This window comes from Mycobacterium sp. 852002-51961_SCH5331710, assembly GCF_001665535.1.
Classification (GTDB): domain Bacteria; phylum Actinomycetota; class Actinomycetes; order Mycobacteriales; family Mycobacteriaceae; genus Mycobacterium.
On the sequence record NZ_LZSQ01000100.1, the window covers coordinates 31,975 to 47,154 of the forward strand.

A 15,180-nucleotide genomic window follows, 5' to 3' on the forward strand; every position below is an offset into this window, starting at 1 on the left:
CGAACGAACTACCGCCGGACCACCGCGGTGTTGGTGAAGCGGTCCTGGTATCCGCGGAAGTCCTTGTCGGTGAACAGCGCGGGGATGATGAAGAACACCAGCAGCCCGCGCACCGCGGCGCGGCCGACGCCGACGTGCTGGCGATGGTCGATCGAGGCGACCCGCAAACCCAGCGCCCACTGGCCGGGGGTGAACCCGTACAACCGCACCGAGACGATGCCGAGCAACAGCCACACCACCGCGATGGCCGTCGAGCCCAGCGGTGAGTACAGGAACGCATCCTTGCTGATCAGCCCGAGGTTGACGGCGAGCCCGACAAGCCCGTACGCGATGAACCAGTCAATCATCAGCGCGGCGATGCGCCTGCCGAAGCGGGCGATCGATCCGGGACCGGTCTCCGGCAAACCCAGGCGCTGACCGGGATAGTCGTTGGGTCCGGCGTCGCTGGTCGGATCGGGTCCCGACAGCCAGGACCCCAGTGTGCGGGCCATACACTGAAGGATATGGGACTCGACGAAGTCCATCGGCCGCCGGCGACAGGCACTGACGTGATTGCGTAACTTCAGCGCAACATTCGGTTGACGACCGTGCAACATCGTGTCCTTAGCGTCAACGCGCGAGTTACTGAATAAAGGAGAAAACTCAGTGGCAGAAAAGACGGCCGACGACATCCTCAAGCTGATCAAGGACCAGGACGTCGAGTACGTCGACATCCGGTTCTGCGACCTGCCCGGAGTCGTTCAGCACTTCTCGATCCCGGCTTCGGCCTTCACCCAGGATGTCTTCGAGGACGGCCTGGCGTTCGACGGCTCGTCGGTCCGCGGCTTCCAGTCGATCCACGAATCCGACATGATGCTGCTTCCGGACCCCGCGACCGCGCGCATCGACCCGTTCCGCGCCGCGAAGACGCTGAACGTGAACTTCTTCGTGCACGACCCGTTCACCCGCGAGGCCTACTCGAGGGATCCCCGCAACGTCGCCCGCAAGGCGGAGAACTACCTGGCCAGCACCGGCATCGCCGATACGGCGTACTTCGGCGCCGAGGCCGAGTTCTACATCTTCGACTCGGTGACGTTCGACTCCCGGATCAACGGCACCTTCTACGAGGTCGATTCCGAGGCCGGTTGGTGGAACACCGGTGAACCGGTCGAGGCCGACGGCAGCGCCAACCGCGGTTACAAGGTCCGGCCGAAGGGCGGCTACTTCCCCGTCGCCCCCTATGACCACTACGTCGACCTGCGCGACCAGATGGCCACCAACCTGATCAACGCCGGCTTCACCCTCGAGCGTGGCCACCATGAGGTGGGTACCGCCGGGCAGGCCGAGATCAACTACAAGTTCAACACCCTGCTGCACGCGGCCGACGATGTGCTGCTGTTCAAGTACATCATCAAGAACACCGCATGGCAGGCCGGCAAAACCGTCACCTTCATGCCCAAGCCGCTGTTCGGCGACAACGGCTCCGGTATGCACGCGCACCAGTCGCTGTGGAAGGACGGCCAGCCGCTGTTCCACGACGAGTCCGGTTACGCGGGTCTGTCCGACACCGCGCGCCACTACATCGGCGGCATCCTGCACCACGCGCCGTCGCTGCTGGCGTTCACCAACCCGACGGTGAACTCCTACAAGCGCCTGGTGCCGGGCTACGAGGCGCCGATCAACCTGGTGTACAGCCAGCGCAACCGCTCGGCGTGTGTCCGCATCCCGATCACGGGCAACAACCCGAAGGCCAAGCGCCTCGAGTTCCGCTGCCCCGACAGCTCGGGCAACCCGTACCTGGCGTTCGCGGCGATGCTGATGGCAGGCATCGACGGCATCAAGAAGAAGATCGAACCGCTGACGCCCGTGGACAAGGACCTCTACGAGTTGCCGCCGGAGGAGGCCGCCAACATTCCGCAGGCGCCCACCTCGCTGTCGGCGGTCATCGACAAGCTCGAAGAGGATCACGATTACCTCACCGAGGGTGGCGTGTTCACCGAGGACCTGATCGAAACCTGGATCTCGTACAAGCGCGAGAACGAGATCATGCCGATCCAGATCCGGCCTCACCCCTACGAGGTTGCGCTCTACTTCGACGTGTAACGCCAGACATGTAAACAGCAGTCGACACTTCGGGCCGGGCGGTCATTTCGCCCGGCCCGAAGCGCATCTGCAAGTAGGGTCAACACGCATGACGACCTTCGACGCACGCCTGTCCAGCTACTCGTCGCCATTTCTGAGCCTGTTCCGGATCATCGCCGGAATTCTCTTGGCACTGCACGGATCGCAGAAGGTGTTCGGCTGGCCGGTGGCGGCCCCGGTCCCGATCGAGGTTGGTTCGTGGCCGCTGTGGTGGGCCGGCCTCATCGAACTCGTGGCCGGTTTGTTGATTGCCGTCGGATTGTTCACCCGCATAGCGGCTTTCATCGCTTCGGGTGAAATGGCGGTGGCCTACTTCTGGCAGCACTGGCCTCCGCTCGAGGGCCCTCCGGCGAGCTTCTGGCCGATGGAGAACGGCGGCGAGGTCGTGCTCCTGTACTGCTTCGGGTTCCTCGCGATCTCCGCGCTGGGTGCGGGCGCCTGGTCGATCGACGCCCGGCGCGGTACGCGGATGGGTGCCGGCGCACCCGGTCGCGTGGTCAGCGGCACCGCGGCACCCGCCGGTTACGCCCAACCTGTTCGGCGCCGCGGTCTGCTGAGCCGCTTCCGGCGGTGACGCGCCGATGCGCAAGGGCCTTGCGGCGGCAGCGGTAGCCCTCGCGACGGTGACGAGCATGCTCGGCCCGTCGGCCTCCCCCGCCGGCGCCCAGAACGCCCGCCTCGTCGTCATCACCACCGGCGGCACGATCGCGACGAGCACCGACCCCAGCGGTGTGCGGCGTCCGACGGTCGGCGGCGCGGAGCTCGCCGCAGGCCTCGACGTCGAGATCGTCGATCTGATGAAGAAGGACAGCTCGCAGCTGACCCCCGCCGACTGGGATGCGATCGGGGCGGCCGCCAAGAACGCCGTGGCCAACGGCGCCGACGGCGTGGTCATCACGCACGGCACCGACACCATGGAGGACACCGCGATGTGGCTGGACGTCACCTATCGCGGTGGCCCGCCGATCGTGCTGACCGGGGCGCAGCGCTCCTCCGACGCCCCCGACGCCGACGGCCCGAAGAATCTGCGCGACGCGCTGACCGTCGCCGCCAGCCCCGCCGCTCGTGAGCAGGGCGTGATGATCGCGTTCGACGGCACCGTATTTCAGGCCCTCGGCACCCGGAAGATGGACACCGCGAGCCTTTCGCCGTTCGCGGGCGCTCCGATCGGCACGGTCAGCGGCGATGTCTTCAACCTGACCCAGCCCGCGCGACGCCCGTTCATCGCCGAGGTGTCGGCGGCCAACGCCCCGCGGGTCGACATCGTGGCGGCCTATCCGGGCGACGGCCCCGGACCGATCGACGCCGCCGTCTCCTCCGGTGCACGCGGAATCGTGGTGGAGGCGTTGGGATCCGGCAATGCCGGCGACGGCGTGGTCGACGCGGTTCGAAGGCACGCACCGGCCGGCGTCGCGTTCGCGATCTCGACCCGCGTCCCGACCGGACCCGTCGAGGCGGAGTACGGACCCGGCGACGACATGGTCAAGGCCGGTGCGGTGATGGTGCCGAACCTACGGCCCAGTCAGGCCCGGGTGCTGGTGATGGCCGCGCTCGCGGCGGGCCAACCGGTGGGCGGCGTGATCGCCCGCTGGGGCTAGCGGTCGAGCCCGAGGTCCTTGCGGAACCGTTTCATCCCGTCGATCTTCTCGGCCAGCGAGGCCTGCGGCCCGGCGTAGAACATCCACGGCATCGTGATGATGCCGGTGATGCCGCCGGCCTCCGCGCGGTCGTAGTGTTCAGGGGTGAACGCGTCGGTCAGCGGGGTCAGCACCTCGAAACCGTCCATCGTCAAACCCTTTTCGGCGCGCAGCTCACGCAGCTTGCCGATGCTTTCGAGCGCCCGATCAGTGGTGATCAGGTCACCGATCCAACCGTCGTGACGCGCCGCCCGGCGCAACGCGATGTCGGAAAGGCCGCCGACGTACACCGGGATCGGCGGAGGCGTGGGTTCCATCTCGAGCTTCGGCGTTTGGTAGAACTCGCCGTCGAACTCCGTCCAGCCCGGCTTCCAGAGCTCCTTCATCAGCTCCAGCATCTCGTCGGTGCGCCTACCGCGACGCGCGAACTGCTGCCCCATCAGCGTGAACTCTTCCTCGCACCAGCCCACCCCGATGCCCAGTTCGAGTCGCCCACCGGCCAATACGGCCGCGGTACCGATCGCCTTGGCCGCCGAGTACGGGTCCCGCATCGCGGGCAGATACACCGTGGTGACGAACCGCGTCCGCGACGTCACGAGCGCCAGCCCGCCGATCAGCACCCACGGATCGGGCCAGTCGGTGAACGCCTCCCAGCGCCGCTTGCCGTCCTTGGTGTAGGGATAGGGCGTGGCCAACGTCTCGAGGTTGACGACGTGGTCCGGGATGCCGAGACCTTCGTAGCCGAGATCGTCTGCGGCCTTCGCGATTTCGACGACCTCGGTGGTGTCGAGGAACGCCAGGCTGACGTAGAACTTCATCCGGCGTCTCGCGCCCACGCCGGCCGGATGAACACACCCTCCGCCTCGACCGTCGGGCCCTCGGCGTCGAGAAGATACCCCCGCGCGAACGTCTTGACACCTTCGACCCGCTCGACGTACGCCTCGGCCCGCAACTCTCCCAGCGGTGTCCCGCGCAGATAGCGCAGCGAGATCGTCCCGGTGAACTTCGGTTTGGTGAGGCCCTCGCTGGCCGCCTCCCCCAGCAGGTGGTCGAGCACCAACGCACAGATGCCGCCGTGCACCCAGCCCGGTGGCCCCTCGTAGGCGCCGCTCAGCGTGAACTCGCTCCAGCATCGGCCGTCGTCCTCGTGATGGATGACCATCGGAGGGGCGATTGCATTACGCAGTCCCACAGCCGGATTCGCCCAGGCCAGCGGGCGTCCGGTCTCCTCGTGGACCACCTGCACGCTGGAGCGCTGCTTGCTCTCGAGGATCTCCGCGACGGCCTCGATCTTCGCCTGCGCCTCCTCGACGGTGCCCGCGTCGATCTCGGTGTGCAAGCTCGCGTAGATCAGCCGGCGCACCGCCTCCGTCAGCGGCCCGTAGAGGGCACGTTGTCTCTCGTACTCCTCGTCGGTGATCACGTCGAATCCGAAATCCATGCTCATAGGCTGTGCCCGTCCACTATGTCTCGCCACCGAAAATCTTGCGCACCACGGCTTTTGCGCGCCTCGTCACCCGCAGGTAGTTGTCGAGGAACTCTCCGCCGTCGTCGGTGTCCCAGCCCGCGGCCACCGCAACGGCGTTCAACTGCCGCCCGGGTCCGGGTAGCTGATCGGTCGGCTTTCCGCGCACCAGCACCAGTGCGTTACGCGCGCTGGTCGCCGTCAGCCATGCCTGCCGCAGCAGTTCGACGTCGCCCTCGGCGATCAGTTCCGCAGCGCCGATCGCGTTGAGCGACTGCAGCGTCGACGTGTTGTGCAGCGCGGGCACCTTGTGCGCATAGCGCAACTGCAGCAACTGCACGGTCCACTCGATGTCGGCGAGGCCACCGCGCCCGAGTTTGGTGTGAGTGTTCGGGTCGGCACCGCGCGGCAACCGTTCGGCGTCCACCCGCGCCTTGATCCGCCGGATCTCCTGCACCGCCTCGGGTGACACGCCGCCGGGTGGGTAGCGGATCTTGTCGATCATCAACAGGAACCGCTCGCCGAGGTCGAGGTCGCCGGCCACCCGGTGAGCCCGCAGCAGCGCCTGCACCTCCCACGTCTGGACGTAGCGCTGGTAGTAGGCCTGGTACGAGGACAGGGTGCGCACCAGCGGGCCGTTGCGGCCCTCGGGACGCAGGTTCGCGTCGACCTCGAGCGGCGGATCCGAGCTCGGCGTCCCGAGCAGGGCACGCACCTGCTCGGCGATCGTCACCGCCCATTTGACCGCGGCCGATTCCTCAACGCCCTCTTCGGGTTCGCACACGAACATCACGTCGGCGTCCGAGCCGTAGCCCAGCTCGCCGCCGCCCAGCCGACCCATGCCGATGACCGCGATGCGCGCCAGCGGACCCCGGTCGGTGGTGTTGGCGCGGATGACCGCATCCAGCGCGGCCTGCAGCACCGCAACCCATACCGACGTCAGCGCGCGACACACCTCGGTGACCTCGAGCATGCCGAGGAGGTCGGCCGACGCGATGCGCGCCAGCTCGCGCCTGCGCAGCGTGCGCGCCGCCGCGATCGCACGCTGCGGGTCGGAATACCGTGCGGCCGAAGCGACCAGGGCCCGTGCCACCGCCTCGGGTTCGGCGTCGAGCAGCTTGGGCCCGTTCGGTCCGTCGGCGTAGGACTGGATGACCTCCGGCGCCCGCATGAGCAGTTCCGGCACGTAGGCCGAGGTGCCGAGCACCTGCATGAGGCGTTTGGCGACGGCGCCCTCGTCGCGCAGCGTCGCCAGGAACCACCGCTGTTCGGACAGCGCATCGCTGATGCGGCGGTAGGACAGCAGCCCCGCATCCGGGTCGGGCGTGTCCGAGAGCCAGTTGAGCAGCGTCGGCAACAGCACCTGCTGCACCCGGCCGCGGCGGGCGCTGCTGCCCGTCAGCGCCGCCAGATGCGTCAACGCGCTCTGCGGACCCTCGTAACCCAGTGCGGCCAGCTGCCGTTCGGCCGCCTTCTGCGTCATACCATCCGAAATGCTCACTGCCGGTTCGCCGACCGATTCCAGCAGCGGTTGGTAGAACAGCTTCTCGTGCAGCCGCGACACCCGAAGGCTCTGGCGTTTGAGCTCTTCGCGCAGCACACCCAGCGCGTCGCGCGTGCCGTCGGGGCGCATGTGGGCGGCCCGTGCCAGCCAGCGCAGCGCCTCGTCGTCGTCTTCGTCGGGCAGCAGATGCGTGCGCACCAGCCGCTGCAGCTGCAGCCGATGCTCGAGCAGCCGCAGGAACTCATAGGACGCGGTGAGGTTGGCCGCGTCGTCACGACCGACGTAGCCCCGCTCGCCGAGCGCGGCCAGTGCGGCGACCGTCGACGCGACGTGCAACCGCTCGTCGTTCCGGCCGTGCACCAATTGCAGTAGCTGCACGGCGAATTCGACGTCGCGCAAGCCGCCGGTGCCCAGCTTGATCTCCCGCGACCGCTGACCGGCGGGCACCAGCTCCTCGACGCGCCTGCGCATCGCCTGCACCTCGGAGACGAAGTCCTCGCGCTCGCAGGCCGTCCACACCATCGGCATCACGGCGTCGATGTAGGCCTGACCGAGCTCGGCGTCCCCCGCGGCCGGTCGCGCCTTCATCAACGCCTGGAACTCCCACGTCTTGGCCCAGCGCTGGTAGTAGGCGATGTGCGAGTCGAGCGTGCGCACCAGCTGGCCGTGTTTACCTTCGGGCCGCAGCGCCGCGTCGACCTCGAAGAAGGCGTCGGCGGCGAACCGCATCATCTCGCCGGCCACCCGCGTCGCCAGCGCGTCGGCGGGCTCGGCGACGAAGATGACGTCGACGTCGCTGACGTAGTTCAGTTCGCGCGCACCGCATTTGCCCATCGCGATGACCGCGATCCGGGGCGGAGAGTCGCCGCCCGTCGTCTTGATCGCGAGGTGCAATGCGGCGGCCAGCGCCGCGTCGGCGAGGTCCGACAGATGCTCGCCGACGGTCGGGAAGGGCAGGACGGGTTCGTTCTCGACCGTCGGCGCCAGGTCCAGGCTGGCCAGCACCAGCAGCCGGTCGCGGTAGAGCTTGCGCAGCGGCTGCAGCGCCGCCGAGGTGTCGGCCGATTCGTCGGCCAGCGCGACGAACATCTCGCGCAACTCATCGGCGGTCGGCAGCGTGACGTCGCCGGCGAGCAGCCGCCAGTTCTCCGGGTTCGCGATGATGTGGTCGCCGAGAGCCAGCGAGGAACCGAGCAGGCTGAACAGCCGCCCGCGCAGGCTCCGGTCGGTGAGCAGCGCGCGGGTGAGTTCGTCCCAGCCGTCGTTGAGGGCTTCGGCGAGCCGCACCATCAAGCGCAGCGCCGTGTCGGCGTCCGGTGCGCGCGACAACGACCACAGAAGCTCGACGTGGCCGTCGGTGTTCCAGCCCAACCGGTCGAGATCGGCGGGCGCGGTGGGCTCGACGAGACCCAGCCGGCCGACGCTCGGCAGCTTCGGACGCTGCGTCGCTGGTTTGGCCACGCCTAAAAGGTAGCGCAGCGCCTATGTCGGCTAAGCACCTACAGAGCCACGCCTTACAGAGACAGGTAGGCCTTCAGCTCGAACGGCGTGACGTGGCTGCGGTAGTTCTCCCACTCCGCGCGCTTGTTGCGCAGGAAGTAGTCGAAGACGTGCTCGCCCAATGCCTCCGCGACCAGCTCGGAGTTCTCCATCTCGGTGAGCGCGACGCCGAGGCTGCCTGGCAGCTCCTTGTAGCCCATCGCGCTGCGCTCCTCGGGGGTGAGCGTCCAGACGTTGTCCTCCGCCTCCGGCGGCAGCACGTAGTTCTTCTCGATACCGCGCAGGCCCGCGGCCAGCAGCACCGCGAACGTCAGGTACGGATTGCACGCCGAGTCGGGGCTGCGCACCTCGACGCGCCGCGACGAGGCCTTCCGCGGGGTGTACATCGGTACGCGCACCAGCGCCGAGCGGTTCGCCGCGCCCCAGGACGCCGCCGTGGGCGCCTCGCCGCCGTGCACGAGGCGCTTGTAGGAGTTGACCCACTGGTTGGTGACGGCGCTGATCTCCTTGGCGTGCTCGAGGATTCCGGCGATGAACGACTTGGCCACGTCGGACAGCTGCAGCGGGTCGTCGGGGCTGTGGAAGGCGTTGGTGTCGCCCTCGAACAGGCTCATGTGCGTGTGCATGGCCGAACCGGGATGCTCGGCGAACGGCTTCGGCATGAACGACGCCCGCACGCCGTCGCCGAGCGCGACCTCCTTGACGACGTAGCGGAACGTCATCACGTTGTCGGCCATCGACAGCGCGTCGGCGTAGCGCAGGTCGATCTCCTGCTGGCCGGGTGCGCCCTCGTGGTGGCTGAACTCGACCGAGATGCCCATCTGCTCGAGCGCGTCGATGGCGTGCCTGCGGAAATTGGGCGCCGAATCGTGCACGGCCTGGTCGAAGTAGCCGCCGTTGTCGGCGGGCACGGGCGGGGTGCCGTCGTCCTCGCCGGGCTTGAGCAGAAAGAACTCGATCTCGGGGTGCACGTAGCAGGAGAAGCCGAGGTCGCTGGCCTTGGCCAGCTGCCTGCGCAGCACATGGCGCGAGTCCGCCCACGACGGCGAGCCGTCGGGCATCGTGATGTCGCAGAACATCCGCGCGGAATGGTGTCGGCCGGAGCCGTCGGCCCACGGCAGCACCTGGAAGGTCGACGGGTCGGGACGGGCGACCATATCGGCTTCCGACACCCGGGCGAAGCCCTCGATCGACGAGCCGTCGAACCCGATTCCCTCTTCGAACGCGCCCTCGAGTTCGGCGGGGGCGATCGCGACCGATTTCAGGTATCCGAGCACGTCGGTGAACCACAACCGGACGAAGCGGATGTCGCGTTCCTCCAGCGTGCGCAGCACGAATTCCTTCTGCCGATCCATGACCGCAGCGTAGGCACCGGCTGTTAATTCCGTGTTACACGGCGGCTGCGTTTGCCGGGTCACCAGATGCGGCGCATCTGGGCCCCGGTACGACGGTGTCGCAGCTGGGCCCGGCGCTCCTCTGCGGTGAGCACCTCGGTACCCGCCGGGAGGTGGTCGAGCACGTCGGTGACCGGCACTTTCGTGACCGTGACGTCGGGAAAATCATCGGCCTTGTAGAAGCGCGCCTGCAGGATCCCCCACGGCCAGTCGGCCTTGTCGAGCCAGTTGTGCACGCCCGGGTCGCGCTTGGAGACCACGCCGCGGAACCAGCCGTCGGGGTCGATCCGCGCCTGGGTGTCGTTGAGGCTGGACTGCCGGTTCACCCAGTCGACGGTGGAGAAGCGGTCATCGGCCACCAGGATCTGCCAGTAGTAGCAGTTGGCCGACACCGGAAACTCGACGACCAGCGCCTCGTCGTCGGCGATCTGATGGATGCCGTCGTAGTAGGCCTGCTTGGTCGCCAGGCCGCCACCCTGCTGGATCCACTGGGACCGCAGCAGCACGTTGAAGCCGTGGTGCTCCCGGTAGTACCGGACGAGCTCCATGTCGAAGTCGATCATCCCCTTGATCCAGTCGCCCAGTTCCGAGAACCGGCGCGCGATCTCGACCGGCGACATGTCCTCGCCGCCGTCGTCGAGGCGGTTGATCGCGACCTGGGCGTCGATCTCGGTGTTCCAGTCACAGGCGCACTTGCGCATCAGCAGCTTGCCGACCTCCGGGTTGAGCGGCCACCAGTCACCGTCGTATCCCTCGGGGCGTTCGACGGACATGATCACCCGGAAGGTGCCGTCCTCAGCGATGGTCAGGTCGTCGAGGTCGTGGGTGATGGCCTGGAACTTCATCTGCCGTTCGACGCCCTTGAGGCTCTTCATCATTCCCGGCGCCTGCTGCGTGACCTCGACGAAGCGCACGGTGCCGCGGCGGCCGGTCAGCTCGTACACGCCGGAGCCGTCGACCTCGGCCGACAGGTAGACGTAGTCCGGGTTTGGCCCACCCTGGTTGCATGCGTAGTTCCACAGCGGCATGAACACCGGGCGCCGGGAATCGGTGTAGACGTGGCAGAGGTACCCGCACGCGAGGATCGACAGCGCGAGCTTGTTCATGTCCTGGATTTCGGCCTCCGAGGCGCCATCGGGTCGCCACGTCGCCAGCAGGTGGTCGGCGACTCCCTTGAGCGCCTCCATCTGCGTGTCCCAGCTGGGCAGGGTGGTCATACGCGAGCCTCCTCAGGCCTCCACGGCCACGTCGAAGTGACGGATGTAGAAGTCGTAGTCCGAGCGGATCTCGTCGACCGAGAGGCCGAACTGTTCCGCGGTGTAGGAGTGCGTCCCTTTGGCGCCCACCGCGTTGGCGTCCTGCCAGTCGAAGATCGTTTGCGCGACATCGGGTTTGAGCTCCAGTTGCAGCCAGTCGTAGACGCGGCGCACCGTGCCGCGCGGATCGGCCACCAACTCGCGGTGGTGAACGTCGAGGAAGCGGTCCTCGCCGATGCGGGCGCGTTCGGCGATGGCGCGCTCCATGCCCTCACGCAGATGCCTGCTCACCTCGCGGCCGAGTGCGCACAGGTCGCGCTCCCCCGCCGCGGGCGGGAAGATCGTCGACACCAGGCTGGTGTAGGACGGCACGACCTTGGCCGGGTCGCGGTGCGTCATAACGAACCGCACGTCCGGATAGGCCGCGGCGAGCGCCTCGAGGTGGAACTTGTGGTGCGGCGCCTTGAACAGCCACAGCCGCGGCGGGCATTTCGATCCGAGCAACTTCACCACCCTGCGGTGGTAGGCGTACGTCTCGGTCAGATCGGCGCCCCGCCACCACGATCGGTACCCCGCCACCGGCAGCGTCATCTGCTGGCCGTGGAAGGCCATCCCGAGGATCTCGGTGTCCTCCATGGTCGCGTCGACCTCGAAGATGTGCATGGCGGCCTGCGCGGCGGGCTGCTCCTCGTGCATCCGGATGAACGCCTGCCTGCGCGGGTCGTCGGCCTCGCCGCCGGCCAGCGGCGGCGGAACCGGTTGGTACTGCTCCCATCCGCGCAAGCATCGGAACTGCGGATCGAGGGACAACATGTCGGCCAGCGCGGTGGTTCCCGTGCGCGGCAACCCGTTGATGTCGACGGGCCCCTCGATGACGACGTCCTCGACCTCGGGATGGTCGCGGTAGTGTGCCTCGACCTCGAGGCGATTGACCAGCCTGCGGCGCAGGTCGCCGATCACGGCGGCGTCGGTGGCCGGGTCCAGGTCGCCGTCGCGTTCCAGGCTCTCCAGCAGCACGGTCAGCCCTTCGCGGAAGTCGCCGGGGCCGAAGTCGGTGTGGCCCGCTTCGGCGACCGCCTCGTCGAGCAGTCGTTGCGGCTGCGGATAGCGCATGGCCATCAGGTCCTCACGCGGTCGGGATAGTGGTGGGCGGCCATGGCGCGGAATCCGTCTCGCCAGTCGACCGTGCAGGTGCCGGTGATCGTCGTGCGCTTGGTGTGGTCGCCGACCGAACCGACGGATGCACCGGGAACGGGTTGCACGTCAATCCGCGGCGTCACACCGAGAAGCTCGCCGAAGTACGCACACCACTGCTGGACGCTGACCGGGGTGTCGCCGGCGAAGTTGACGATGGTCGCGGGCACGCTCGCCGCGTCGAGCAGTGCCGGTATCTGAGCGTTGATGTCGTCGTAGTGAATGGGGCTGTACGGCAACGGGTCCCAGCGAGCGATGACGGGTAGTCCCTCCGCGATAGCTTGCAGATGCCACAGCGGCAGACCGCCCCGCTCGCCGTACGCGCTGCCCATCCGGGCGATGACCGTGGGTATGCCGAATTCGCGCGCACAGTATCTGGCGACGGCCTCCTCGGCGATCTTGACGATCGAATACGGTTGCGGGCTGGGCAATCCGGCGTCGCCGATCGGATCGTCCTCGCGGAACGGATGCCAGGGGTCGGGGTGGGGTTTGTACACGGTGACCGTCGACATCACCAGCGCGGCCTTGGCGGCACGACAGTGCGACAGCAGCAGCCCGGTGCCCTCGGCGTTGACCCGCAACCCCTGCTCGTAGTCGTGGCCGAAGTCGGCGGCGATGTGCAGGAGGTAAGTGAAATTGGTTGGCAGATCGGTGAAATCACCGACACCGAGGTCGACGCGGCGGGTGGTCACGCCGAGCGCCTCGACCTCCTCGCGCGCAGCGGGATCGGAGAACCTGGCGATGCCCCACACCTCGTTGTCGCGCGCGAGCGTCTTGGCGACGCCGTAGGCGATCCGGCCAGCCGGTCCCGTGATGAGGACCCGTTCGCCGCTCAGCATCGCGCGGCCGTGCCATGATCGTGCGTATGGATCTCTTCGAACAGCCGTGGCCCGAAGGGGATTATCGATTCTTCCAACTCGGGCACGTCGTCGACGACGTGATCGAAGCCGCCGCGGGGTGGGCGCGGGTGTTCGGGGTCGGACCGTTTCACGTGTTGCCCGTCGTCGATCAGGAGACCGACTACGGAGGCGAGATCCGCACGGTCCGAATCCAGGTCGCGGTCGCGCAGGCGGGCCCGGTGCAGATCGAGTTGATCCAGCAGCACTGCCAGACCCCGAGCATCTACTCCGAGTGGAGCCGCGGCGGAACCAGTTCTTTTCATCAGATCGCTACGGTGACAAACGATTTCGATGCCAAGACAGCGCATTTCGCGTCGCTTGGCTATCCGGTCGCCGCCCAAAGCGTCGGCGGCGGTTTCCGCGTGGCCTACGTCGACACGGTGGCGGACTTCGGCTTCTACACCGAGATCGTCGACGCCCCGCCCGCCTTTCTCGACCACGTGCGCCGCATCTCTGCGACCTGCGCCGAATGGGACGGCAGCGACCCGGTGCGCATCATGCCCCGCGACGGCTACCGGGTGCCGGAGAATTCCAGGGGCCACCCCGGGACTCTAAAGTCTTAGAGACAACGGTGGCAAGCATCTGGCAGGATCCATCCGTGATGGCCACCGACGAGACCGACCCCCAGACCGAGCTGACCGGCCCACTCCAGGGCACCGCGCTGGAGAAGGCTGTACTGGAATCCCTCGACACCCTCGAGCGCGCGCTCGGCGTGCAGCCCATTACCGACGGCCGCTTCCGGGCGACTAACGAACGCGATCGCTTCGGCCGGATCTTCGGCGGTCAGCTGCTCGCACAGGCCCTGTACGCCGCCTCGCGCACCGTCGACCATCACGCGCCGCACTCCCTGCACGCCTATTTCGTCCAGACGGGCGCGTCGGACACACCGGTCGACATCGCCGTCGACACCGTCCGCGACGGGCGGTCGATGGCCACCCGTCAGGTCACGATCGCGCAGGGCGACCGCACCCTGCTCACGGCCCTCGCGTCGTTTCACACCAATCCCACCGAACCCGAACTCGATCACCCCCGACCGGACGCCCCGGCGCCCGAGGAGATGCCGCTGCTTCAGCACTGGGTGCACCAGGTCCCGCCTCAGCTCAAGGAGAACGCTCAGAACTGGATCGATGTCCCGCCCGCGGTGGAGATGCGCATCGCGGAGCCGACGAACTTCCTCGGCGGGCGCCAGGTTCCCGGGCCCCGGTCGCACTGGATGCGGCTGCCCCGGCCCATCGGCGACGATCCGGCGCTGCACAGCGCGATGCTCGCGTACGCCAGCGACTACCTGCTGCTGGACATGGCGTTGCGCAACCATCCGCATCGCGCCGACTACGCGTCTATCGCGGCGGTCAGCCTTGATCACGCGCTGTGGTTGCACCGCCCCGTCCGCTTCGACGACTGGCATCTCTACACCCAGGACACGGTCGCCGTCACCGGACACCGCGCGCTGATCCGCGGGACCATCCGCGACGTGGCGGGACGCACCGTCGCCAGTACGTCGCAGGAAGTGTTGATCCGCCCGATCGTGACGTAGATGGCCGAACGCCGGGCCCCGGACGGGCGACAACGTCGTCGCGAACTCTGCGACGTCGCGATCAAGCTGCTCGCCGAGCACGGCGCCAAGGGGCTGAGCCATCCGCGGGTCGACCGTGCGGCGGGCGTGCCGGAAGGGAGCACCTCGTACTACTTCCGGACGCGCAGCGCGCTGATCCACGCCGTCGCCGAGCGGGTTGCCGAGCTGGATCTGGCGGATCTGCGCTCGGTCGCCGAGGCCGACGCCGACACGTCCCGACAGGCCGCGGTCACCAGACTGGCCGCGGTGGTGATGAAATCGCTGACCGGCGACGGGCTCACCCGCACCCGGGCCCGGATCGAGCTGCTCCTACAGGCCAGCCGTGATCCGGCGATATCCGCTGTCTTTCATGCGAATTCGCAGACCTATCTGGCGTTGCATCGCGAGCTTGCGGAGCGCTCGCGAAGTTCGGACGTCGACCCCTCCGCCGTGGACGACCGGGCTCTGCTCACGGTGATGTTCATCAGCGGACTCATGCTCAGCGCGGCGGCGGGCAGTCAGCCGGCCATCGAGAGGGATCGGCTGGAGTTCCTGCTCGCCCAGATCGCCGAGAGCCGGTCCTGAACGGGTCGCCTGGGGTTTCGACAGCACGCTGCGTGGGTAGCTGACGTTCAATCGGGGGGTCGCGCCGCTGGAA

14 protein-coding genes are annotated in these 15,180 nt (G+C 67.9%); 6 read left to right on the forward strand and 8 right to left on the reverse strand.

The features are described 5' to 3' along the window. Positions 1-8: 8 nt before the first annotated feature. The gene (locus tag A5752_RS16870; protein ID WP_067087795.1) at positions 9-491 is read right to left on the reverse strand and encodes an RDD family protein; all 483 of its coding nucleotides are present in this window, start codon (positions 489-491) and stop codon (positions 9-11) included. Positions 492-645: 154 nt separating this feature from the next. Between A5752_RS16870 and glnA (A5752_RS16875) the strand changes: the two genes are divergently transcribed. From glnA (A5752_RS16875) to A5752_RS16885, 3 genes are all read left to right on the forward strand, one after another. Next, a complete protein-coding gene (gene glnA, locus A5752_RS16875; RefSeq protein ID WP_067087797.1) occupies positions 646-2,082 on the forward strand; it encodes a type I glutamate--ammonia ligase in 1,437 nt (478 codons plus the stop codon). Between the two features lie 88 nt (positions 2,083-2,170). Beyond that, a complete protein-coding gene (locus A5752_RS16880; RefSeq protein WP_067087799.1) occupies positions 2,171-2,695 on the forward strand; it encodes a DoxX family protein in 525 nt (174 codons plus the stop codon). A gap of 58 nt (positions 2,696-2,753) precedes the next feature. After that, positions 2,754-3,719 carry an asparaginase gene (locus tag A5752_RS16885; RefSeq protein ID WP_067088071.1) on the forward strand — a complete coding sequence of 322 codons (966 nt, stop codon included), beginning with the start codon at positions 2,754-2,756 and terminating at the stop codon, positions 3,717-3,719. Here A5752_RS16885 and A5752_RS16890 read toward each other — a convergent pair. From A5752_RS16890 to A5752_RS16920, 7 genes are read right to left on the reverse strand one after another with little or no spacing between them, the layout of a single operon-like run. Beyond that, a complete protein-coding gene (locus tag A5752_RS16890; protein WP_067087801.1) occupies positions 3,716-4,576 on the reverse strand; it encodes a TIGR03619 family F420-dependent LLM class oxidoreductase in 861 nt (286 codons plus the stop codon). The two genes, A5752_RS16885 and A5752_RS16890, sit on opposite strands and share 4 nt — an antisense overlap. After that, a complete protein-coding gene (locus A5752_RS16895; RefSeq protein ID WP_067087803.1) occupies positions 4,573-5,205 on the reverse strand; it encodes a PaaI family thioesterase in 633 nt (210 codons plus the stop codon). Before A5752_RS16895 ends, A5752_RS16890 begins: the two co-directional genes overlap by 4 nt. A gap of 16 nt (positions 5,206-5,221) precedes the next feature. Beyond that, positions 5,222-8,188 carry a bifunctional [glutamine synthetase] adenylyltransferase/[glutamine synthetase]-adenylyl-L-tyrosine phosphorylase gene (locus A5752_RS16900; RefSeq protein ID WP_067087805.1) on the reverse strand — a complete coding sequence of 989 codons (2,967 nt, stop codon included), beginning with the start codon at positions 8,186-8,188 and terminating at the stop codon, positions 5,222-5,224. Positions 8,189-8,241: 53 nt separating this feature from the next. Further along, the gene (glnA, locus tag A5752_RS16905; protein WP_067087807.1) at positions 8,242-9,582 is read right to left on the reverse strand and encodes a type I glutamate--ammonia ligase; all 1,341 of its coding nucleotides are present in this window, start codon (positions 9,580-9,582) and stop codon (positions 8,242-8,244) included. 59 nt (positions 9,583-9,641) lie between these two features. Next, complete coding sequence (locus A5752_RS16910) at positions 9,642-10,838, reverse strand: hypothetical protein (protein ID WP_067087809.1); 1,197 nt, start codon at positions 10,836-10,838, stop codon at positions 9,642-9,644. A 12-nt stretch (positions 10,839-10,850) separates the two neighbouring features. Next, on the reverse strand, positions 10,851-11,990 hold the full coding sequence (locus tag A5752_RS16915; protein ID WP_067088073.1) for a sulfotransferase family protein: 1,140 nt from the start codon (positions 11,988-11,990) through the stop codon (positions 10,851-10,853). Between the two features lie 5 nt (positions 11,991-11,995). Further along, positions 11,996-12,910 carry an NAD-dependent epimerase/dehydratase family protein gene (locus A5752_RS16920; protein ID WP_082963931.1) on the reverse strand — a complete coding sequence of 305 codons (915 nt, stop codon included), beginning with the start codon at positions 12,908-12,910 and terminating at the stop codon, positions 11,996-11,998. 26 nt (positions 12,911-12,936) lie between these two features. On the opposite strand from A5752_RS16920, the gene A5752_RS16925 reads away from it, so the two are divergent. Genes A5752_RS16925 through A5752_RS16935 form a run of 3 tightly spaced genes read left to right on the forward strand, consistent with a single transcriptional unit; the run spans position 12,937 to position 15,107 of the window. Then, positions 12,937-13,533 carry a VOC family protein gene (locus A5752_RS16925; protein ID WP_231983438.1) on the forward strand — a complete coding sequence of 199 codons (597 nt, stop codon included), beginning with the start codon at positions 12,937-12,939 and terminating at the stop codon, positions 13,531-13,533. Positions 13,534-13,571: 38 nt separating this feature from the next. Continuing rightward, the gene (locus tag A5752_RS16930) at positions 13,572-14,504 is read left to right on the forward strand and encodes an acyl-CoA thioesterase (protein ID WP_067087812.1); all 933 of its coding nucleotides are present in this window, start codon (positions 13,572-13,574) and stop codon (positions 14,502-14,504) included. Continuing rightward, positions 14,505-15,107, forward strand: coding sequence for a TetR/AcrR family transcriptional regulator (locus A5752_RS16935; protein WP_067087814.1), 603 nt, complete (start codon positions 14,505-14,507; stop codon positions 15,105-15,107). Positions 15,108-15,180 lie beyond the last annotated feature (73 nt).

What these genes read in the sequence shown, in the direction of transcription:
- A5752_RS16920 (WP_082963931.1), bottom strand. Translation starts at nt 12,910, where the DNA reads ATGCTGAGCGGCGAACGGGTCCTCATCACGGGACCGGCTGGCCGGATC.
- A5752_RS16885 (WP_067088071.1), top strand. Translation starts at nt 2,754, where the DNA reads ATGCTCGGCCCGTCGGCCTCCCCCGCCGGCGCCCAGAACGCCCGCCTC.
- A5752_RS16890 (WP_067087801.1), bottom strand. Translation starts at nt 4,576, where the DNA reads ATGAAGTTCTACGTCAGCCTGGCGTTCCTCGACACCACCGAGGTCGTC.
- A5752_RS16935 (WP_067087814.1), top strand. Translation starts at nt 14,505, where the DNA reads ATGGCCGAACGCCGGGCCCCGGACGGGCGACAACGTCGTCGCGAACTC.
- A5752_RS16895 (WP_067087803.1), bottom strand. Translation starts at nt 5,205, where the DNA reads ATGAGCATGGATTTCGGATTCGACGTGATCACCGACGAGGAGTACGAG.
- A5752_RS16910 (WP_067087809.1), bottom strand. Translation starts at nt 10,838, where the DNA reads ATGACCACCCTGCCCAGCTGGGACACGCAGATGGAGGCGCTCAAGGGA.
- A5752_RS16915 (WP_067088073.1), bottom strand. Translation starts at nt 11,990, where the DNA reads ATGCGCTATCCGCAGCCGCAACGACTGCTCGACGAGGCGGTCGCCGAA.
- glnA (WP_067087807.1), bottom strand. Translation starts at nt 9,582, where the DNA reads ATGGATCGGCAGAAGGAATTCGTGCTGCGCACGCTGGAGGAACGCGAC.
- A5752_RS16925 (WP_231983438.1), top strand. Translation starts at nt 12,937, where the DNA reads ATGGATCTCTTCGAACAGCCGTGGCCCGAAGGGGATTATCGATTCTTC.
- A5752_RS16870 (WP_067087795.1), bottom strand. Translation starts at nt 491, where the DNA reads ATGGCCCGCACACTGGGGTCCTGGCTGTCGGGACCCGATCCGACCAGC.
- A5752_RS16880 (WP_067087799.1), top strand. Translation starts at nt 2,171, where the DNA reads ATGACGACCTTCGACGCACGCCTGTCCAGCTACTCGTCGCCATTTCTG.
- A5752_RS16930 (WP_067087812.1), top strand. Translation starts at nt 13,572, where the DNA reads ATGGCCACCGACGAGACCGACCCCCAGACCGAGCTGACCGGCCCACTC.